19 protein-coding genes are annotated in these 22,311 nt (G+C 32.0%); 8 read left to right on the top strand and 11 right to left on the bottom strand.

From position 1 onward, the window contains the following. Positions 1-270 precede the first annotated feature (270 nt). The 3 genes from ACKTTV_RS06365 (at position 271) to ACKTTV_RS06355 (ending at position 4,483) form a co-directional block, all read left to right on the top strand. The gene (locus tag ACKTTV_RS06365; protein WP_408029987.1) at positions 271-552 is read left to right on the top strand and encodes a helix-turn-helix domain-containing protein; all 282 of its coding nucleotides are present in this window, start codon (positions 271-273) and stop codon (positions 550-552) included. 57 nt (positions 553-609) lie between these two features. Next, positions 610-3,864 carry a S41 family peptidase gene (locus ACKTTV_RS06360; protein WP_408029986.1) on the top strand — a complete coding sequence of 1,085 codons (3,255 nt, stop codon included), beginning with the start codon at positions 610-612 and terminating at the stop codon, positions 3,862-3,864. A gap of 427 nt (positions 3,865-4,291) precedes the next feature. Further along, on the top strand, positions 4,292-4,483 hold the full coding sequence (locus ACKTTV_RS06355; protein WP_408029985.1) for a hypothetical protein: 192 nt from the start codon (positions 4,292-4,294) through the stop codon (positions 4,481-4,483). A gap of 148 nt (positions 4,484-4,631) precedes the next feature. On the opposite strand, the gene ACKTTV_RS06350 is transcribed toward ACKTTV_RS06355, so the two are convergent. Both ACKTTV_RS06350 and dnaB read right to left on the bottom strand, forming a co-directional pair. Beyond that, positions 4,632-5,891, bottom strand: a complete 1,260-nt coding sequence (locus tag ACKTTV_RS06350; RefSeq protein ID WP_408029984.1) for an asparagine synthetase B — start codon at positions 5,889-5,891, stop codon at positions 4,632-4,634. A 242-nt stretch (positions 5,892-6,133) separates the two neighbouring features. Further along, on the bottom strand, positions 6,134-7,663 hold the full coding sequence (gene dnaB, locus ACKTTV_RS06345; protein WP_408029983.1) for a replicative DNA helicase: 1,530 nt from the start codon (positions 7,661-7,663) through the stop codon (positions 6,134-6,136). Positions 7,664-7,791: 128 nt separating this feature from the next. Between dnaB and ACKTTV_RS06340 the strand changes: the two genes are divergently transcribed. The 3 genes from ACKTTV_RS06340 (at position 7,792) to pepT (ending at position 10,827) form a co-directional block, all read left to right on the top strand. After that, entirely contained in the window at positions 7,792-8,865 is a 1,074-nt protein-coding gene (locus tag ACKTTV_RS06340) for a DUF3810 domain-containing protein (protein ID WP_408029982.1), read from the top strand. 27 nt (positions 8,866-8,892) lie between these two features. Continuing rightward, a complete protein-coding gene (locus tag ACKTTV_RS06335) occupies positions 8,893-9,447 on the top strand; it encodes a hypothetical protein (protein ID WP_408029981.1) in 555 nt (184 codons plus the stop codon). Between the two features lie 141 nt (positions 9,448-9,588). Then, positions 9,589-10,827: a peptidase T gene (pepT, locus tag ACKTTV_RS06330; protein ID WP_408029980.1), complete on the top strand. Its 1,239-nt coding sequence runs from the start codon at positions 9,589-9,591 to the stop codon at positions 10,825-10,827. 60 nt (positions 10,828-10,887) lie between these two features. Here pepT and ACKTTV_RS06325 read toward each other — a convergent pair whose 3' ends face one another. From ACKTTV_RS06325 to ACKTTV_RS06310, 4 genes are all read right to left on the bottom strand, one after another. Beyond that, positions 10,888-14,052, bottom strand: a complete 3,165-nt coding sequence (locus ACKTTV_RS06325) for a TonB-dependent receptor (protein ID WP_408029979.1) — start codon at positions 14,050-14,052, stop codon at positions 10,888-10,890. Positions 14,053-14,299: 247 nt separating this feature from the next. After that, complete coding sequence (locus ACKTTV_RS06320; protein WP_408029978.1) at positions 14,300-15,355, bottom strand: hypothetical protein; 1,056 nt, start codon at positions 15,353-15,355, stop codon at positions 14,300-14,302. 43 nt (positions 15,356-15,398) lie between these two features. Further along, positions 15,399-16,154 (bottom strand): hypothetical protein, encoded by a 756-nt coding sequence (locus tag ACKTTV_RS06315; protein WP_408029977.1) that lies wholly within the window; start codon positions 16,152-16,154, stop codon positions 15,399-15,401. After that, positions 16,141-16,704, bottom strand: coding sequence for an RNA polymerase sigma factor (locus tag ACKTTV_RS06310; protein WP_408029976.1), 564 nt, complete (start codon positions 16,702-16,704; stop codon positions 16,141-16,143). The genes ACKTTV_RS06315 and ACKTTV_RS06310 overlap by 14 nt, the downstream gene beginning before the upstream one ends. A gap of 258 nt (positions 16,705-16,962) precedes the next feature. On the opposite strand from ACKTTV_RS06310, the gene ACKTTV_RS06305 reads away from it, so the two are divergent. Continuing rightward, positions 16,963-17,895: a lysophospholipid acyltransferase family protein gene (locus ACKTTV_RS06305; protein WP_408029975.1), complete on the top strand. Its 933-nt coding sequence runs from the start codon at positions 16,963-16,965 to the stop codon at positions 17,893-17,895. Positions 17,896-17,929: 34 nt separating this feature from the next. Here the strand turns inward: ACKTTV_RS06305 and ACKTTV_RS06300 are convergent, their stop codons facing one another. From ACKTTV_RS06300 to smpB, 5 genes are read right to left on the bottom strand one after another with little or no spacing between them, the layout of a single operon-like run. Beyond that, positions 17,930-18,538 carry a porin family protein gene (locus tag ACKTTV_RS06300; RefSeq protein ID WP_408029974.1) on the bottom strand — a complete coding sequence of 203 codons (609 nt, stop codon included), beginning with the start codon at positions 18,536-18,538 and terminating at the stop codon, positions 17,930-17,932. A 46-nt stretch (positions 18,539-18,584) separates the two neighbouring features. Then, positions 18,585-19,535, bottom strand: coding sequence for a transketolase family protein (locus ACKTTV_RS06295; RefSeq protein WP_408029973.1), 951 nt, complete (start codon positions 19,533-19,535; stop codon positions 18,585-18,587). A 53-nt stretch (positions 19,536-19,588) separates the two neighbouring features. Continuing rightward, positions 19,589-20,173 (bottom strand): Maf family nucleotide pyrophosphatase, encoded by a 585-nt coding sequence (locus tag ACKTTV_RS06290; RefSeq protein WP_408029972.1) that lies wholly within the window; start codon positions 20,171-20,173, stop codon positions 19,589-19,591. Further along, positions 20,163-21,062, bottom strand: a complete 900-nt coding sequence (locus ACKTTV_RS06285) for a UbiA family prenyltransferase (RefSeq protein ID WP_408029971.1) — start codon at positions 21,060-21,062, stop codon at positions 20,163-20,165. The genes ACKTTV_RS06290 and ACKTTV_RS06285 overlap by 11 nt, the downstream gene beginning before the upstream one ends. Beyond that, positions 21,062-21,520 carry an SsrA-binding protein SmpB gene (gene smpB / locus ACKTTV_RS06280; protein ID WP_408029970.1) on the bottom strand — a complete coding sequence of 153 codons (459 nt, stop codon included), beginning with the start codon at positions 21,518-21,520 and terminating at the stop codon, positions 21,062-21,064. Before smpB ends, ACKTTV_RS06285 begins: the two co-directional genes overlap by 1 nt. A gap of 132 nt (positions 21,521-21,652) precedes the next feature. Here smpB and ACKTTV_RS06275 point away from each other — a divergent pair, with 132 nt between their 5' ends. After that, positions 21,653-22,282 (top strand): OmpW/AlkL family protein, encoded by a 630-nt coding sequence (locus ACKTTV_RS06275; RefSeq protein WP_408029969.1) that lies wholly within the window; start codon positions 21,653-21,655, stop codon positions 22,280-22,282. The last annotated feature ends 29 nt before the right edge of the window (positions 22,283-22,311 follow it).

The raw sequence follows: 22,311 nt of genomic DNA, 5'->3' as shown, positions 1-22,311 counted from the left end.
AGAAGGAATCAATTTGTTTTTATTTCTCTATTAGGTATTTCAATAGGCTTTATTTTTTATCAAGTAAGAAAGAATAGAATTCAAAGGAAGCGCTTTGAAGTTCTAACTAGTGACAAGAAAAAAAATATCGAAACATCAATAAAAACTCCAATTAAAGATTCCAAACCAAAATTAGAACTTTCAGAAAGTATTGTTACGGACATTCTTGAACGACTTGAGAAGTTTGAAGATAATAACGAGTTTATTGATGTAAATCTCAATCTTCAAAATTTGGCATCTAAGTTTGATACCAATGCTAGTTATCTGTCAAAAGTAGTAAATCACTATAAACAGACTTCTTTTTCCAATTATATTAATCAGCTTCGTATTGAATATTGTATTGAGCAATTAAAAAACAATAAACTCTGGAGAAAATATACCATTAAAGCCATTGCTAATGAAGTCGGTTTTAATAAAGCGGAATCTTTTTCGAAAGCTTTTTATAAATATACCGAGTTAAGACCGTCTTATTTTATTAAGGAATTGAAGAAAAAAGCTCCTTCCTCTTTTTAACTTAAATTAACATAATTAGGTGTTACAATTTAGTAGATTGCAAAAAAAATTAATCAAATGAAACACCTATCATTACTATTTACATTTTTAACATTGCAGCTCTTCTCTCAGGAAGCCCCCAATTGGTTGAGGCATTCCTCAATATCTCCAGATGGAAAAGAGATTGTTTTTACATACAAGGGCGACTTATATAAGGTTTCTTCAAATGGTGGAAACGCAGTTCAATTAACTTTTCATAAAGCACACGATTATAAAGCTATTTGGAGCAAAGACAGTAAAAAAATAGCGTTTTCTTCAAATCGCTATGGTAATTTCGACATCTTCGTTATGGACGCGAGAGGTGGTGAAGCAAAAAGGTTAACTTTTCACTCTAATGATGAAATTCCTTTTTCGTTTTCAGCGAATAACCAAGATGTAATTTTCGGAGCACAACGCCAAGATCAAGTAAACCATAGACAATACCCAGCAAGATCTCAACCAGAGTTATATAGTGTACCTGTAACTACAGGTCGAATTAGCCAACTATTTACAGTACCAGCTGAATATGTTCAAGTTTCTAAAGATGGTAGCACGATGCTCTATCATGACAAAAAAGGTGGTGAAAACGAGTGGCGTAAACATCATAAATCATCAATTACCCGAGATATCTGGAAATATGATGTTAAAAATAACACTCATAAAATGATTACTTCTTTTGCTGGAGAAGATAGACATCCATTTTTCTCTGAAGATGAAAAAAGCTTCTATTATTTAAGTGAGAAAAGTGGAACATTTAATGTTCATAAAATGAATATTAATAATCCTAATCAAGATCAACAAATAACAAACTTCAAATTACATCCAGTACGTTTCTTAAGTATCGGTAATGGTATCTTAAGTTTTGGGTATGATGGTGAGTTATATACCATGAAAGAAGGTAAAAAACCTTCAAAAGTAAAGGTTATTATTAGAACGCAAGACAAAGATAATAGCGACAAATTTGTATCTATCAATGGAGGTGTGAATGAAATGGCAATATCTCCAAACGGAAAAGAAATTGCTTTTATTTCTAGAGGTGAAGTATTTGTTACTTCTGTTAATGAATCTTTCACCAAAAGATTAACTAATACTCCCGAAAGAGAGCGTTTTGTAACTTGGACGCCAGATGGTAAATCTGTAGTTTACAGTAGTGAAAGAAATGGAAAATGGAGTATTTATAAAACAGAAAAAGTAAGAAAAGAAGAACCTTTCTTTTTTGCTTCTACTTTATTAAAAGAATCTCCAGTTATAGAAAACAAACTTGATAATTATTTACCTGAGTTCTCTCCTGATAGTTCTAAAGTAGCTTTTGTTGAAGGAAGACGTACACTAAAGGTAATGGACTTAAAAACTAAAAAACAGGTTACCTTATTAACTCCTAAAGATTTATTTCATATGCGTGATGGAGATAAGTATTTTACTTGGAGTCCTGATAGTAAATGGTTATTAGTTGGATGGAGTAAAACATTAAGTAATAGTGAAGTATTATTGATGGCTGCTGATGGGACTAAACGTATAAACTTAACAGAAAGTGGCTATAGAGACGCTTACCCTAAATGGGTTAATGGAGGAAAACAAATGCTATGGTTCAGTAATAGAAATGGGTTAAAATCTTATGCTACTAGTGGACAGTCTCAAAACGATGTTTATAGCATGTTCTTTACTCAAGAAGCTTGGGATGAATTCAATCTTAGCGATGAAGAATTCAAATTAATGGAAGCCATTAAAGCTATTAAAGCTGAAGAAAAAAAGAAGGCTAAGAAAAAAGACACTGGTAAAAAGGATAAAAAAGATGAGAAAAAAGATAAAAAGAAGGCTAAGGACAAAAAAGAAGTAAAACCACTTACTTTTGATTGGGATAGCATGAAAGACCGAACAAAAAGATTAACAATACATTCTTCTAGTCTTGGTGATGCTGTTCTTTCTAAAAAAGGTGACATCTTATATTATTTAGCTCGTTTTGAAGGTAAAATGAATCTTTGGAGTACAAATTTGCGTACAAAAGAAACTAAAATGGTCATGCGATTGAATGCCAATTTCGGTTCTCTACATTGGGACAAAGAAATGAAAAACTTATATCTTTTAAGTGGTGGAAGAATTTCTAAAATTGATCCAGCAAAAAAGAGTAATAAGCCAGTAAAAATCAATGGAGAAATGATGTTGAATACTGATGCCGAAAGAGAAGCAATGTTCAATCATGTATGGATAAGAACTAATGCTATTTTTTATCATCCAGATTTCCATGGGACTGACTGGAATAAAATGAAAAAAGAATACAAAAAATACTTACCATCAATAGGTAATTCTTTTGAATTCTCTGAAATGCTTTCTGAAATGTTGGGAGAATTAAATGTATCTCACGCTGGAGCACGTTATCGTACGAGTATTAAAAATGCAGATGCAACTGCTTCTTTAGGAATTTTCATGAATTATAGCCATAAAGATAACGGAATATTAATAGATGAAGTTATTAAAGATGGACCGCTTGACAAATCATCTTTCAATGTTAAAGCTGGAATGATTATTGAAAAAATTGATGGCGTCACTATCGATAAAAACGAAGATATTGCTAAGTATTTAAATAGAAAAGCAGGGAAATTTGTTCTACTAGATATCACAGATCCTAAAACAAAGAAAAAACAAACCATAACTGTAAAGCCTATTTCTTTAGGGCAAGAAGGTGGCTTGCTATATAAAAGATGGGTTAAAATTAATGAAAAAGAAGTTGATAAGTTAAGTAATGGAAAATTAGGATACGTTCACATACCTGGAATGAGCGATGGTCCATACAGAAGTATTTATAAAGACATTATGGGTAAATTCTCTGAGCGTAAAGGAATTATTATCGATACACGTTTTAACGGAGGTGGTGATTTAGTTGCTGATTTGGCAATGTTCTTTACTGGAGTGCCTTTTATTTCTTATGAAACAGAAGCTAAAGTAGTCGGAGGTGAACCGACTTCACGTTGGACAAAACCAACTTTGTCTATTTTCAATGAAAGCATGTATTCAGACGGACATTGTTATGCCGCGGGATATACAGATCTTAAAATTGGAAAAACTGTAGGTATGCCAGTACCCGGTACATGTAGTTTTGCTGGATGGGAAGGCTTACCTGATGGAAGTTATTGGGGAGTTGTGCCTGTGAGTGCTAAAGATAAATCTGGAAGATGGATGGAAAACAACCAAACGATGCCTACGATTAAAGTGAAAAATATGCCTGGTATTATTGATAACGGTCGTGATCAACAATTAGAACGATCTGTATCTGAAATGCTTAAAGATATCAAGTAACTTGTTTAAAACAAATCAATAAAAAAGGTTAAAGTATGCTATACTTTAACCTTTTTTCGTTGTTATACTACAAAGCTTTTTAGAAATATTCCAAGTTATGACCATCTTATTTTATAAAAAATTGGAGAACGTGAGATAACACTAAAGAACCAAATTGAATGATTTCACTACTAGATAGAGATGTCTCGATATTATTTTTCTCTCTACAGGCCGAAAAATCACTCGATATGAAAACTTTAATCGTTCCGAAAAAGTCATAGAGGTTTGGTAAGCTCAACGAACATATAAACGAGAGTTTAGGTAACTCAAGTAAGGAAATCAAAACTAACGATTAACGGAAATAGATAATATTTACTGTTTAAATTGTAACAATCATAGAATTATGAGAACTAATTAGATAGAGTTATAAATTAGCAATAAATATATTATGAAAAATAACTATGTATCATTAGGTCTAATTTTTGGAGCAGGAATAGGAATTAGTATTGGTGTATTAACTGATAATCTTCCAATTTTCTTATCAATAGGTACTGGAGCTGGGTTAGCTTTAGGTGCAGGTTTAGAAGCTTACGCAAAAGGGAAAAAAAGAGATTGTCAGACCAAAAAAACCAACAACTAACCATACAAAAATAGTTACGGAAGGATCCAACTATAATACAACTTAATCGTTCCGGGAAAATCTTAGAATTTGAGAGATATTCATTCATCAGGTCAGATTTATCCCTTTGGTCCAAATGACGAAATGTAAATCCAAAATAGAAATTCAATTAAGTCTTTTGCTTCTTCTTTTTAGCCGCAGGAAATAAAACATTATTTAAAATCAATCGATACCCAGGAGATGTTGGATGTAAATCCAGTTCAGTTTTTGGATCTCCTACCCTATGCTGGTAATCTTCTGGATCATGACCTCCGTAGAAAGTAAACATCCCTTTTCCTTTTACTCCATGAATATAGCGAGCTTCTCCGTGGTTTTTACTTTCACCCAAAATCATCACATTTGATTTCACATTTTTGTTGTCAAAAGAAGTTGTTTGCCCCATAAAACCTTTTACTAATTGTGTATGATTCTGAGTTAACATGGTCGGAACTTGATCCCATTTTGCAGAGAATTCTTTCAATGTAAAATAATCTGTTTCTTTATTTATTCGTCTTTTCCTTGTCATGTCAATAGATGAAAACTCATAAGTAGTTGGATTTCTTATTAACTCGAAATCTTTAAACGCCATTGTTTTACTATAATCTATTTTCGACTGATAATTTGGTTCGGACGGATCTCCGTCAAACATACTTTCGCAAATGTCGACACCATCTGCTGCAAGAGCAATATCAAAACTATCTGTTGCTGAACACATGGCAAACATAAAACCTCCACCAACAACATAATCTCTAATTTTTCTTGCTACAGCACCTTTCTGCACTGATACTTTCGAATAGCCTAATTTCTCCGCTAATGCTTCTGAGTCTTTCTTTTGTTGAATATACCAAGGTGCTGCTCGATAAGCTCCATAAAAACGACCATATTGGCCAGTGAAATCTTCATGATGCAAATGCAACCATTCGTATAATAAGAGCTTATCATTTAAAACCTCTTCATCATAAACTACATCGAAAGGAATTTCTGCATATGTTAATACCATAGTTACGGCATCATCCCATGGCATTTTATCTTTAGGAGAATACACCGCAATTTTAGGTGCCTTTTCTAAAGGAACCGCCTCTTGATTTTTTGAAGGTGAAGAAATTCCCTCCAAAATAATTTGTGCTTTGGCTGATGAAATAATTTGGTAAGAAACGCCTCTTATCTTACATTCTTTCTCTACAGAATCATTATTTTCTACTAAAAAGGCTCCACCATCATAGTTTAATAACCATTTCGCCTTCAATCCATTTTGAAGTGCATAATAGACAATACCATAAGCTTTTAAATGGTTTTTTTGATTTTCATGACTCATGGGTAAATAAATAAACGATGCCCATAATGAGTTTGAAAACAATAATAATACGAGAACGATTGTGATTTTTTTCATCCGAAACCAGCTTCTTTTTAAAATTACATTAATCTAATCCCATAATCTCCCACATTTAACGTTTAGAAAAACTTCAAATTAATTGGTAATAAAATGATTAGAATATTGCGCAAACTAAAATACACAATTATAAGATTATAATTGTGTATTTGAATATATTTTATGAATGTTTTAATTCAGTGAAGTCCTATTCAAATTTGATATTTTAAAATATCAAATATCTAAAACGATCTTAAACTTCTTTAGAATGGCACATCATCTCCACCTCCCGGGTCACTTGGTCCAAAAGCGTCTTCTGGAGAAGCGAAGTTATTAGACGAAATCTCATCATTAAATCCAGAATTCATACTCGATTGGAACTCACTACTAAATCCTTCTTCTAAATCCGAGAATTTTGCTAAGTGCCCAGTAAACTTCAAACGAATATTATCCAAACCACCATTACGGTGTTTTGCTACTATAAATTCACCTTGTCCCTCACATGGTGCGTGATCATCATCATCCCATTCTGTCATACCATAGTATTCAGGTCTAAAGATAAATGATACAATATCGGCATCCTGCTCAATCGCCCCAGATTCACGAAGATCGGATAGTAAAGGTCTTTTACTTCCTCCACGCGTTTCTACCGAACGAGATAACTGTGATAACGCAATTACAGGAATATTTAATTCTTTTGCCAATGCCTTCAAGTTACGAGAGATGGTCGAAATTTCCTGCTCACGGTTTCCTGCTCCTGCCCCTCCAGCAGTCATTAACTGTAAGTAGTCAATAATTAATATTTTAACATCATGTTGAGATACTAAACGACGCGCCTTTGCTCTTAAATCAAAGATTGATAATGCTGGCGTATCATCAATAAATACAGGTGAATCTGATAAACGTTTTACTTTTACGTTTAGTTGTTCCCATTCATGAGGTTCTAAGTTTCCTTTACGTAATTTTTCAGAAGTTAATCCTGTTTCCGAAGAAATCATACGAGTAATTAGCTGAACCGAAGACATCTCTAGAGAAAAGATAGCTACGGCATGATTAAAATCGATTGCCATATTTTTCGCCATCGAAATTACGAATGCCGTTTTACCCATACCAGGACGTGCAGCAATAATGATTAAATCCGATGGCTGCCATCCAGAAGTTAATGCATCCAGTTTTGTAAAACCAGTTGCCAATCCACTCATTCCTTCTTTTGTAGAAATCTCCTGAATCTTATTAATCGATTGTTGTACTAACGAATCTGCTCTTTCTGCCCCTTTTTTAAGGTTTCCTTGCGTTACTTCAAATAGTTTTCCTTCTGCATCATCTAAGAGATCAAATACATCGATTGTTTCATCGTAAGAACTTTCAATCAACTCCGAAGAAATGGTAATAAGCTTTCTTTTAATATATCTTTCAAGAATAATTCTTGAGTGAAATTCAATATGCGCAGAAGAAGCTACTTTTTGTGTAAGGCCAATCAAATAAAAATCACCTCCTACCAACTCTAGCTTGGCACTTTTCTTCAATTGATTTGAAACCGATAAAATATCAATAGGTTCAGAATTTTGGAAAAGCGTATAAATAGCTTCATAAATTTCTTGGTGTCGCTTATCATAAAAAGCTTCAGGATGCAGAATATCAATTACTGTATCGATTCCTTTTTTATCAATCATCATAGCACCTAAAACAGCCTCTTCTAAATCGATAGCCTGCGGTGGTAACTTTCCTTTTTCAAGATTTATAATTCGAGATTTATCTACTTTTGTACCTCTTACTGATTGCGCTCTTTCCATAGTGGCAAATGTAAATTTTTAAGATTAAAATTATCCAACAACACCGAATTTTCTTTTTGCACATTTTTTGTAAACAAAAATGTTATTAACTTGTTGATAACCTAATATGTTTCTTATTTTTGGGAGCAATGAAGATTTCTAAAAAAGCCATTTTTCTAGCCATTTTATTGCCTATCCAGTACTTTTTAGTGCAATTTTTAAGCCAAAAGCCTGTCTGGATTGAAAAGTATTATAGTACTAGTATTTTTCCTTTCATCTCAAAAGTCTTAAGAATATTATTAGGCTGGATTCCATTTTCTTTTGGCGATGTTATTGGGTTTATTTTACTCTTTCTCCTTCTAAAAAGTTTATATCAACTCATTAGAACTAAATTTAAGAATTTCCTATCAAAATCAATAACCTTTATTGCTTATTTATCAGTTATTTATTTTTGTTTTTATGCATTTTGGGCACTTAATTATTTTCGTGAACCCCTTGCTAAGAAACTAGATTTACAACAATCCAACTATACCACAGAACAGTTACTGAAAACAACTGACACAATTGTATCTTTATTAAATAGAAGTCATTTGGATATTACTAAAAATGATACATTAAAAGTCGAGGTTCCTTATTCAATAAGTGATATTTACGATTTAGCTCCTAATGGATTTAATGAAGTTGCAAAAACATATCCTGAATTTAAATACTCCTATCCTTCTATTAAAAGTTCTATCGTGAGCACATTTCAATCGTATAATGGTACTTCAGGGTATATTAATCCAATTACGGGAGAAGCTCAAGTCAACTCATTGATTCCAAAAACGGGATATCCTGCAACAACATGTCATGAAATGGCACATCAAATAGGTTGGGCTGCAGAAAACGATGCCAATTTTATCGGTTTTCTTACTTCTGTCAATAACAAAGATTTGTACTTTAAATATGCTGGCTACAGAATGGCATACCAGTATTGTATCAGAGAACTATTCAAAAGAGATAAAGAACTTGCTAAAAGCTTAAAAGAAAAAGTTAATAAGGGAGTTTATAAAGACTATAAAGATAGTTACAAGTTCTGGAAGTCTTATGAAAACCCTATCGAACCCTATTTAAAAAAAGGTTATAATTCGTATTTAAAAGCAAATAATCAAACAAAAGGAATAAGTTCCTATAGTTATGTAGTAGATTTGCTCATTGCATATTTTGAAAAGCATCAACTCTAACCATAATATCTAATTTACAAACAACCTATGAAATCCCATTTATACTTATTAATTCTATTCGCTATTCTAACGGTTTCATGTACCTCTACTGACTTACAAAAAGAATTTTCTTGTGGAAGTTCTACCTATTCTAACTTGTCGGAAACAAAAGATATTAGAAACCTATTTTCAGTACGACTTCCTGAAACGTGGAAAGTAAATCTTTATTATGATGACGGTCAATCTTCTATTTATGCAGCAGATACCACTATTAATTTAACAAAAACTACATTAATTGATGTTTCTTATATACATGCCTCTATTTTCTTTGATGCTGATTTTAAGCAAAAGTTTTCAGCAGATAATAAGAATATGGGACTTGAAGAAATTAAATCAAAAGAAATTAAACATCTCGATAAAAACGCCTATTTATCTCTTGCTCAAGGGAAAAAGGGTAAATACAAATATCATATTTTAAACGTTTTTACCAAGGTGGACAATAACAACTTTTTACACGCCAAAACCGAGTTTTATGGAGATTCTTTAGTAAATGAAAGAATATGTAAAGCAGTAAATTTAATAGAGAAAATCGAAATAAAATAAGTTCAATATTGAACGAATCAAAAGTGATCGAATAAAGAAAAATAAAAAAAGATAAAGGTTTGTGTTTTACACTGACAAATTACATTTTCAAATTTCTCAATTCATTTGGTATCATTATTTTTGAAATCTAAAACAAACACAATGAATAAACAGCATATAATCGACCGTTTTGTTAGCTATGTAACGGTTGATACTGAGAGTGACCCAAACAACCCTGCCTTTCCTAGTACTGAAAAACAATGGAATTTAGCTAGAATTCTTGAAAAAGAATTGAAAGAAATTGGGTTGGAAGATGTTGAATTAGATGAAAATTGCTACCTAATGGCTACCGTACCAAGTAACTTGGATTATGAAGTACCAACTATAGGTTTTGTTGCACATATAGATACAAGTCCGGATTTTACAGGAGCTAATGTAAAACCCCAAATTCATGAGAATTATGATGGTGGTGATATTGTTTTAAATAAAGAGGAAAATATTGTTTTATCACCAAGCTATTTTGAAGACTTACTTCAATATAAAGGTCAAACTATTATAACTACTGATGGAACAACCTTATTAGGAGCGGATGACAAGGCTGGTGTTACTGAAATTGTTTCAGCAATGGAATATTTAATCCAAAATCCTGACATAAAGCACGGTAAAATAAGAATTTGTTTTACTCCAGACGAAGAAGTTGGAAAAGGAGCACATTTGTTTGATGTTGAAAAGTTTGGTGCTGAATGGGCTTATACCATGGATGGAAGCCAAATAGGAGAACTAGAGTATGAAAACTTTAATGCTGCTGGTGCTAAAGTTACTATTAATGGAAAAATAGTACACCCTGGGTATGCTAAAGGTAAAATGATCAACTCAATGACCATTGCCAGTGAATTTATTAATGCGTTACCTGAAGATGAAGTTCCAGAAAGAACTACAGGTTATGAAGGTTTTTTCCATTTACACCATATGGAAGGAAAAGTTGAAAAAACCACGTTACATTATATAATAAGAGATCATGATATGGAGTTGTTTGAAAACAGAAAACAAGCCATATTAGAATTAGGTAAAGTAATGAATGAAAGATTAGGTAAAGACCTAATTGAAGTTGAACTTAAGGATCAATATTACAATATGAAGGAAAAAGTTACTCCTGTAATGCATATTGTTGATATTGCCGAGGAAGTGATGAAAGATATGGGAATTACTCCTTTAATTAAACCTATTAGAGGTGGTACGGATGGGTCACAGTTATCATATAAAGGATTACCTTGCCCAAATATTTTTGCTGGTGGACATAATTTCCATGGGCGTTATGAATATGTTCCTGCCGAAAGTATTGTAAAGGCTAGTGAAGTAATTGTTGGTATTGCTCAAAAAGTAGCCACAAAATTTGCTTAAACATAATACTTATAGAAATAAAAAAACCTGAGAAAATTCTCAGGTTTTTTTATTTTGTTTTTAGAAGATATATCTTAATCCTACTTGCATTTGCCATCTTGATAATAAGCTACTATCTGGGCTAAATGTTTCGTTTAAGTTAGAATTGAAGCTATACACTGGTTCCTGAGTATAATCTCCACCAGGAAAACTTACACCTACTGGTTGTACATTATTTGGTTGTTGTACTACACCCCAGTCAGAATTAATTAAATTTCCAACGTTTAAAATATCAACACTTAATTGAATTGTATTTTGTTTTTCTTTAGAAACATTAAAATTGAAGTCTTGTAGTATCTTTACATCCCAACGACCTCTCCAAGGTGCTAAAGCGCCGTATCTTTCAACATATTCACCTCTCCTTGAGCTCAAATATTCATCTTGTTGAATATAATTTTCAAAGGCATCTCTTTGAGTTGTATTTGTAAATTGCATCTGGCTTAATTCAGAAGAAGTAGGAACATATAGTAAATCATTTACAGAAGATCCATCATTATTAATATCACCTCCGTACGTATAATTAAATCTACCTCCTTGTGCATACTCAAAGAATGTTGAAATAGTAGTCGCATACTTTTCACCTCCATAAGTAAACTTTTTAGAAGCTACTCCGATAATTCTGTGAGTATCACCATATCTAGAATAAGTTAAAACATCGTTATTAGCATTTCCTACAACAGGGTTAAATGCAAAGGCATCTCCTGTAATTTCTGCCTCAATTGAATTCACATCTTTTGCATTTAAGTAACTATAAGCAACATTTGCATATAAACCGTTCTTAAATGACTTCTCTACTTTAAAAGAAGCGTTAAAAATTCTTCCTTTATCAGAATTTGTAAATACATAAGCATTATTTCCTCTATTACTTGATAAATAATATTCTCGATTATCTACTCCTGTTAATCTTCCTTCAGGATTACGTAATCCCCAATTTTGAACATGTGCTCCATTAATATCTTTTGTATAAGCAAAATCAGCTGTTAGTACCAAACCATTTTCGAAACGATAATCTCCTCCAATATTTGATCTCCACACTTGCGGGAATTTAAATTCTGGATCAACTAACTGAAAAAATCCATCGTCAGCACCACTCACTTGGTTTCCTAACCAAACAAAAGGAAGTCTTCCTGTAAAAACACCAGTTCCTCCTCTAATTTGCAACTTATTTTCTCCATTAACATTCCAGTTGAAACCAAGTCTTGGAGAAATTAACCATTGATTTGTCGGCATTTTTGTAGAGTTCAAAGTAACTTCTTGATTGGTATTTGGATTAAAATACATTACCGAATTATCTCTTGTAGCTCCATTATCCGTATCAATATACTTTTGAACCAATCTTGAAGTATCAAAGTACAATGGCTTGTCAAAACGTACTCCATAAGTAAGTTTAAACGTATCATTTACTTCCCATTCATCTTGAAGGTAAAATGCCAACTGACCTACATTTAATTCTGCTAACTTCCATCCACCATCATTTCCTACTCCATTTCTATTAAAAGTATCAAATGCATTTTGTGTAGCACTTAAATATTGATCAACAACTCCACCTGGTTGCGCATTTGTTAAAAAAGTAGCCACATCAGGGTAAGGGCTAAAAATTCCATAATAAGGGAATATTCCAAAGTTAAACGATTCGTAATTAACTAGGTTAAATGAGTTTTGGAACATGAATTTTTCGAAAGAAAAACCAACAGTAAACGTATGATCTCCTTGGAAAAAGTTCATATTATTAGTTATTTGAAATACTCTTTGATCTAATACATTATTGATAGAGAATGGCTCATGCCCTGCAATAATATGGTTACTTCCATTTCCATCTTGAATAGTAATTACTGGTGCCGGAGTAGATAACGGGTTTCTAAAATCGTCAAAATAGGTATATCCTATTTGTAATTTATTTGTAGTACTCTGATTAAAAGTAGAATTGATCTCCATTAAAAAAGAGTCGATATTGTTATTGATTTCATATCCTGAGTTTTCAAACTGAAGAATATTGGCACTTGGTCCTCTTAATCCTAAGGCTGTAGGATGAGCGGGTTTTTCTTTAGAAGCTCTTAAAAAGTTATAAATCAAAGCCATTCTATGCTTTTCATTGATATTCCAATCTAACTTGAAAATACCTTTCGTAGAACCAGAACCATAAGTAAAGTCTTTATAAGCTCCTGTATTGTAACCTAAATTACTTAGCGCATTGCTCACAGCAATTAAATCTGATTCTAATACAGTAGATTCATTTACCGCCAACGTACCGTCATTATTATTAGGAACCCACCCATTTGTACCTAAATCCTCTCTTTCATCTTTTTCAAAATTAGCAAAGAAGAAGAGTTTATCTTTTACAATAGGCCCACCAATGCTCACTCCATATTGGCTTTGAGAAAGCTTAGGCTTTACAACCTCTTCTCCATTAATACTTCCTCCTGTCAAACTTTCGTTTCTATAGAATCCATAAACCGTTCCTTTAAACTCATTAGTTCCACTTTTTGTTACCGCATCTACTGACGCTCCTGTGAATCCAGAAAGTGTAACATCATAAGGCGCAGTGGATACAGAAATCTGCTCAATCGCATCTAATGAAATTGGTTGCGAATCTGTTTGACCACCGGGAGTAGCCGCATCCAAACCAAATGGATTATTGAATATGGATCCATCCAATGAGAAGTTATTAAATTGATCATTTCTTCCTCCAAACGAACCGTTACTGGCAGTAGGTTCTAACCTTGTAAAATCAGCGGCCGAACGAGAAATTGTTGGTAATGTTTTCAACTGCACAGCACTTACACTGGTTTGAGCTCCTGTTCTATCGCTATTAAATGTTTTATTCCTTGAGCTAGAGATTACAACTTCTTCCAAAGAAACTCCATCTTCTGATAGTTTTCCGTCTACGACTGTGGTTTTACCCAAAGTTAAAAACACATTTTCTACTTCAAATGTTTTGAATCCAACGTAACTAAAAGTTACTTTATAAGGTCCACCGACACGAAGATTCGGAATTGTATACCTACCATTATCCTGTGATATTGCTCCTGACAATGTTCCCGTTGGAACATGTAATACAGCAATATTTGCTCCAAATAATGGTTCTCCTGCCCCATCAGTAACTGTACCCTTTATTTTAGAGGTTGTCACCTGAGAAAAAATCGACAGACAACTGAAGAGGAAAAAAACGTTTAATAATTTTTTCATTGTTAACTTGTTTTAATTGACGCCTAAAGTTACAAAATACTTTAACTTTATTTTAACCATTTATTCACATTAGGCTGGAACTTATCAAAACATAAAGCAAAATAAAACTCTATATTTCATTATATTAAGAAATATAGAGTTTAAAAAAACACATCTATTTTAGTGTTTTTGTAGTAGGCTGATATATCTAAGTTTAATAGAATTATAAACAATTTTCATCCCACATAACAACAAAAATCACATTGTTTTAGTTAAGATCAAGGCGTACTCCCAATGAAATATTTCTGGTTGATGTATTTCGAAATAGTGGATTTAAATCATATTTTAAATATATCCCTATACCTTCATATGCCAAATAACCACTTAAACCATAATTCACAGTATTCATGTTAAAATCTCCTTTCTGAAGTTCTTCAACTAAAGTTCCTTGATCATTTCTGAATTCTAAATATTGTCTTGTTCCTAATTTAAATCCAAAGAAACCTCCTAGACCTAAACGAACTCCATCGTGCGTATTATCAACAACAGTATCATCCGAAAGAACTTTGTTTTCTGAAAAATCGAACTCTAAATGCATTGGAAAAATCATTTGAACATGCCTTAATCTACTTTCCGTTAATTGCATAGCATTCTGTTCTAAAACCACAGCATTATCATTTAAGGTATGATATCTATTATTCTTAGGTCGTAAGTTATTCCATAGAAAAGAAAGTCCATACTTAAAATATGTTTTAGAAGGCTCTTTTGTGAATCGAGTTTTGAATGTAAACCCTAACTCATAAAAATGTGATTGCCAAAATTTATAGTCTGAGCTATTTAATGAACCAAAATTGTTATTCTCTAGCACATTATTAACTCCCATAGCAAATACAAATTGAGTCGTTGTTCTTTTGTTATACCTCTTTTTCTTTTCTTTTTTATCAGTTCTCAAAACAAAAAAGTCCTTATCGAAAAAGCTAACTCTAACCCCATCCTCTTTGTCTTCACTCGCTATTTTACCATCTACTTTATCCTGTACTAATTGCTGTAACTTGTACTCTTGAATCCCTGCATTTAATTCAATTTGTTTTGCATGATAATTAGCTGCTCTCTTCTTTAATTCAGCTGCCTTTTCGTCTGTGATTTCGTTATTCTTTAATCTTAAATTAATCTTTTCTATTTTTTGCTTTAAAGAATCTTTTTGCTGAGATGTTATTTCTTCTATCCTTTTTGAGATTTTCTCTACCTCTTTTTCAAAAGTTTTCTCTTGAGAAAAGGCAATAGTGGTACTCAACAACACTAAAACTAGTATTATTCTTATCATTTTAATTGTTTTTTAGTTATACTTAAATAATTCGTGGTAATGACTATTTATTTCTTTCAGCGAGCGCTACAGCTATATCAGAAATTTTTAGCCTTATTTTTTGCATGAAGTTTCCTTTAAACTGGCTGTCTAACATTTCATACTCCACTTGTGCAAGAATTGTTTCCGGAGAAACTTTTAGGTTTCTTTTTCTTAACTCTATTTTTATCGAATCTATAACTGACCCTCTTTCTATTCTATTTGCAACGTAATAATTTTTGACTTCTTCTGGAGAGTGAGTTACAGCATATAACAAATCTTCTCCTTTTACAATTATTCTGCTTTTCTCTTCATTCAATGTTGGTTGTTCTTTTAAAACATTCTCCTTTTTTACTTCTGATGAAGCCAACATCTCATTATTTAAAACGAGATTCGATTTCTCCTTTAAAGCCTTCGGGAAATATTTTTTATCCTTCTCATTAGAACGATTTTGTTCTATAACAATTCTATCAAATGTTATTGGATTTACGTCAACGATATCATTTGAAGGTAATGTACGAACATTTGATACGCCTTTACTTGCCAATATAATTGCTTGGGATGTTTCGTTTGATCCAGAAGATTGGAAATAATTATATCCAAAGCCTAAAAGAACAATAACACTGGCCGCATAGGAAAAAATCGACTTCCAATTTATTTTCTTTTTTTGATCATTATCATCTAATTTCGCTTCTAACCTATCCCAAGCTGAAATTGATGGAGTCATTACTCTTGAATCAAATTTTTCCTTTATAATTTTATCTATACTATCGTTCTTCATGTCCTAATTTGTTCATTTTTAAATAACTTGATTTAAGCCACTTTCTTGCTTTAAAAAGTTGCGACTTGGAAGTACTTTCTGTAATATTTAACATCTCTGCTATTTCTGAATGTCTGTAACCTTCTATCGCATAAAGATTAAATACTACTTTGTAACCATTTGGTAGCTCATCTATTAACTTCTGAATGTCTTCAACACTTGTACTTTCAAGATTTTCTACTGTTTCAGTATTAAAAACATACTCTTCATCAGTATACTCAAATATATTTTTCCTTTTTAAATGAGATAAACAAGTATTTACCATTATTCTACGAACCCAACCTTCAAAACTTCCTTCGTTCTTAAACTTTTTAATATTTGAAAAAACCTTCATAAATCCAGAAAGCATCATTTCTTCGGCATGGTAATCATCTTTTACATATTGTCTGCAAACACTTAGCATCTTCGGAGAATATAGCTCAAATATCTCCTTTTGAGCTTCCCTTTCGTGTTTACAAGCTCTTTTTATTGTTTCAAAGATTTTTACATTATGTAGTGATATTACCTTCACTTTTAAAGTTTAAAGTTCGACTTCATTAATATAGACTCTCATGTTCTAAAAATAGTTGCCCAAAAACAATAAAAAAAAATATTTCCTCCATTTTTACTATTCTATTAAAAGCTCTAAGCCCTCTCTATTATTGAAAAAAGGAAAAATCTTATAAAAATGTTAAAACTTTTAACTTTTTATTTAATTGGGTGACTTTAGTTATTTTCTTCTTTTCATCTTAAACTATAAAATACGATATTTGCACCATAAAACACGCTAATGAATTTATTTATCTACATTATAGTATATCCTTTTGTTTGGTTATTTTCTTCGCTTCCAATGAGGGTATTATACTGGATATCTGATCTGCTATTTATTTTAATTTACTATGTTATTGGTTACCGAAAAGAAGTGGTCAAGAATAATTTAAAAATGGCTTTTCCTGATAAAAGAAGTGAAGAAATTGATAATCTAACAAAACAATTTTTTAAGCATTTTATTGATATCATGATAGAAAGTGTAAAAACATTTTCTATTTCCGAAAAAGAAATGCTAAAGAGATATAAATATAAAAACCCAGAATTAGTAAACTCATTAGCTAAAGAAGGAAGAAGTATTGCCTTAGTCGGTGCACATTTAGCTAACTGGGAGTGGTCGGTAAGTATGCCTCTTGTATTAGATATCGATGTTTTCGGTACTTATAGTAAACTAGCTAACCCTTATTTTGATAAAAGAATAAAGCAAAATAGAACTCAATTTGGAGTCATTGCAGTAAAGACTTCTGAAACTATAAAAAATATCCATAAAAATTATTCTAATAACAGACAAGCTTTGTATATTCTTTTAAGTGACCAATCGCCAATGATGCACAAAGCTCAATATTGGAGAAACTTTTTTAATACAAAAGTACCTGTACACACTGGTGCTGAAACCATTGCAAAAAAATACGATTTTGCCATTGTTAATTACTCGACTAAGAAAGTAAAAAGAGGTTATTATGAAACAGAATTCTCATTAATCACCGATAATTCGAAAGAATTTGACAATTATCAATTAACAGATAAATATTTTGAAGTAACCGAAGAGGCAATTCGCAAGCAACCCGAGTGTTACTTATGGACACACAAAAGATTTAAACATAAAGATAAGTATAATGAATGGCTTGATTTGAACAAAAACAAGTTTTCAAAAACTAAAAAAGCCAAGTCTTAAGACTTGGCTTTTTTTATATCTATTTTTCTTCTTTTTAGAACCTGTAAGAAAGACCTACAATAATTTGATTAACTCTTGTATCGAATCTTTCAGTATTGCTTCCACTTATAAATTTAGATTCGGTATCAGAGAAAGCTCTTTCCCATCTTACATCTAAACCTAATTTACCTAATTCTACACCAGCTCCTAACTGCATTCCTACAGTTAATCCATCAGCTTCAGTTACTAAGTCTCCAAGTGTTTCTAAACTGAAATCTCCATCAATAATGTATTGAAAAGAAGGACCTACAAAAACATGAGCAACCTTTAAAAACTTCTTTCCTAATAACACAGGAATATCAATTTTTTGAAAATTATAAGTTGCTTTAATATTTGAATCCGACTTTGGAGAGTATTCACTCTTTAAACTTGTATACACCAATTCAGGACGCACATATAAACCTATTACAGGAATTTTAATACGAGTCCAAACTCCGGCATGAAAACCAGTTCTACTTTTCGCTCCTTCTAAAATATCAGTTGATACTTCTTGGAAAGAGTCAGAGTTATAGTTAACCCCTCCTTTAATCCCAAAGTGTATTTGAGAAAAAGAAATTTGAGTGGCTCCAATAAATAATAAAACTAATAGTGCTAGTTTTTTCATAATTATTTTATTTTAAGTTTGCTATTTAAACGTTTATTAAGCCTTATTATTTTCTAGAAATAACTTTTTCAACCGCTTTAATAACCGCTTTATCGTTTAATTCATATTTTTCCATTAATTCTGCAGGAGTTGCTGATTCACCAAAGCTATCATTTACAGCAACAAACTCCTGAGGAATTGGATTATTTTTTGCTAAACAACGAGCAACACTTTCTCCTAATCCTCCATATACATTATGCTCTTCTGCTGTTACTACACAACCCGTTTTTGCCACAGATGCTAAAATAGCTTCTTCGTCTAATGGCTTTATAGTATGAATATTGATAACTTCTGCAGAAATACCTTTTTCTTCTAATTGCTCTGCTGCTTGAAGAGCTTCCCAAACTAAGTGTCCAGTTGCAACGATAGTTACATCTGTTCCTTCTGTTAATTGAATTGCTTTACCTACTTCAAAAGGCTGACCTTCCATGAATACAGGTACTTTCGGACGTCCGAAACGTAAATATACAGGTCCTTCGTGATCTGCAATAGCAATTGTAGCCGCTTTTGTTTGACTATAATCACATGGATTAATAACGGTCATACCTGGTAACATTTTCATTAACCCGATATCTTCTAAAATTTGGTGAGTTGCTCCATCCTCACCTAAAGTTAATCCGGCGTGAGAAGCACAAATTTTTACGTTTTTATCTGAGTAGGCAATCGATTGACGAATTTGATCATATACACGCCCTGTTGAAAAGTTTGCAAAAGTACCAGTAAAAGGAATTTTACCACCAATAGTAAGTCCTGCAGCCACTCCCATCATGTTCGCTTCGGCGATACCTACTTGGAAAAATCGCTCTGGGTGATTGTCGGCAAAGGCATTCATTTTTAAAGAACCTGTTAAGTCTGCACATAATGCAACTACGTCAGGATTTGTTTTCCCTAATTCCGTTAACCCATCTCCAAATCCAGAACGGGTATCTTTCTTTTCTGTAAATGTATATTTTTTCATTTAGTCTGTGTTGTTAATACGCTTCAAAAATAATCTTTTAAACTATAATGGAGTTATAATTTCTCTAATTCTTTGTAAAGTTTATGAACAGGAAAGCCCATAACCGTAAAATAGCTACCTTCTATTCTATCAATACCAATTTTACCTATCCATTCCTGAATACCATAAGCCCCTGCCTTATCAAAAGGTTTATATTCTTTAATGTAATAATCTATTTCCTCTTCTTTTAGTTCCTTAAAAAACACCTTAACCGTATCGCTTATGATCGTTTTTTTCTTCATTCCTATACAAATACACACTGAGGTTATTACTTCATGATGAGTATTTGACATGCTATTTAGCATTTTAAAGGCTTCATCGTAGTTTTTTGGTTTACCTAATGCTTCGTTATTCAACCAAACAATAGTATCAGAAGTAATTAAAATATCATTATCACTAAGTTCTTCCAGATAAGGTTTTGATTTTAATTCAGCCAAATAATCAGTTATTTCGGCTGCTTTCAAAGTATCAGGATATATCTCTTCAATACTTTTTAGCTTAACGCTAAAATTAATATCAAGATCTTTCAGTAACGACTGTCTTCTTGGGGATCCAGAAGCCAATATTATATTGTAGTTTTTTAATTTTTTAGCTAACATATCTGAAGTAATAAGCTACTAAAGGAATACTGATTATAGTTAATAAATAAACAACACTTGAAACCTTTAATACTTTTTTAAAATCTTTTTCTGAGTGAGCATTCATTATGAAATAAATTAAACAAAGCTCTGGTATTGTTCCCATGAACAAAATAATTGATAGGATAAATTTATTTTCAATACAGGTTACTGCAAACCCTAAAACAAAAATGCATCCAATTATAGTTAAGAATAAAGCAATTGACTTTGCTCTTCTTCTACCTAATAAAACCGGTAAAGTATTGGTTTTCGAAGCAAAATCCTCATTAATATTTCCAATATCAATAATAATCTGATGAACAATATTCCCCACTACAGATAAAGCTATATAAAATACAGCTATTAATTGAAAATTGAAGTAAATCTCCCATTGTTGATCTGAGGCATTAATTGGCGTATCAAACCACCAAACAATAAAAATACTTATGGCTTTTATACATGGTCCTAAAACGATATTAAAAAAACCTCTTTCAGGGTTATAATGAAGATAAAACAATAGTAAACCAGCAGTAATAATACCGATAAGGCTATGATAAGGCTTGCCTATATAAAAGGAAATAAACATTCCTAAAGCAGCACTAATAAAAGCACTAATAACTCCGTAGCTGTATGCTTTTTTGGCTGTTACTTCCAAAAGTTTATCTTCTTTGTGCTTATTGTAATAGCTGATTAAGTATCCAGCAGCGAGCATACTTACAGTAGCTATTGAAAGCAGTGAAAAGCTAAAAAAAGACATTGTTGTTTCAAACCCTAAATTATAGAGAAAACAAATTTTAAAAAGAAATTGTAGTATAATTAAATATACTAGCTTTCTCCAGTTAATAATAGAAAGAAACGTAGACAGTTTCATTAATTATAGCTCTTTTTTATTCTTGCTAAACTTCTCTTCGAATCTCTATCCTTCATGGTTTGCCTTTTATCATGAATTTTCTTCCCTTTGGCTAAAGCAATATCGAGCTTTGCCCAACCATTTTCATTAATGAATAATCGAAGTGGAACGATAGTATTACCTTTTGCTTCTACTTCCTTTGCTAATTTCTTTAACTCTCTTTTATTTAGCAGAAGTCTTCTTTCACTTTTTGGGTTATGATTGTAGTGATGCCCGAAAGCATACTCTTCAATGTACATATTAATAACGAAAAGCTCTCCCCTATCATTAAATTCACAAAAACTCTCAGTAATTCTTGCCTTACTTTGACGAATAGATTTTATCTCTGTACCCGTAAGTTGAATACCAGCAGTATACCTATCTATTATCTCGTATTCAAAACGAGCTTTTTTGTTTTGTATGTTGATATTTTTTTGCATAGTTAGGGGCAAATATACAGATAAAAACAAGTAACTAATAAAAATAGTAACCTATGATTTTCGTCATCTTTTAACTTCTTTTTCAGAGATAATTTTGTTTTGAAATTAAAGATAAAATTAAATTTACTAATTATGAAAAAAGTTTTATTAAGCTTTGCTTTTATTGCTTTGTTTTTTACCAATGTTAATGCTCAAGAGAAAAATAGCAACGACAAAAAATGGCAAGCAAGATTTAGATGGGTTACCGTTTTACCAAATGAATCTGCTGAAATAGGAACCATTGGAGGAGATATTCAAATTGGCAATAATGTTATTCCTGAATTAGACTTTACCTATTTTTTTACTGAAAATATTGCTGCAGAATTAATTTTGGGTACAACAAAACATGATGTAAAAGCTATTAATACAGCTTTAGGAAATGTCAATTTAGGTCATGTTTGGTTATTACCTCCAACCTTAACAATTCAATATCATTTTAACTTAAACAAGTTCAGACCTTATATAGGAGCAGGTGCAAATTACACCTTTTTCTATAACGCTGATCCAGGTGCAGTGGTTAATGTAGAATACGAAGACTCTTTTGGATATGCTTTACAACTTGGTTTTGATTATGATTTAGATGAAACTTGGTTTTTAAATTTCGACGCTAAATATGTTGGCTTAAGTACAGATGTTACTGTTGATGCTGGTGTTGCTACAGTTCCTGCATCTGTTGACATTAATCCTTTATTAATTGGATTTGGTGTTGGACTGAAGTTTTAAAATAATCGCCCCCCGTTTATTTATACTGA

It is taken from the genome of Tenacibaculum xiamenense (assembly GCF_964513065.1).
GTDB lineage: Bacteria > Bacteroidota > Bacteroidia > Flavobacteriales > Flavobacteriaceae > Polaribacter > Polaribacter xiamenense.
This window is presented reverse-complemented; position numbering and strand designations above follow the sequence as displayed.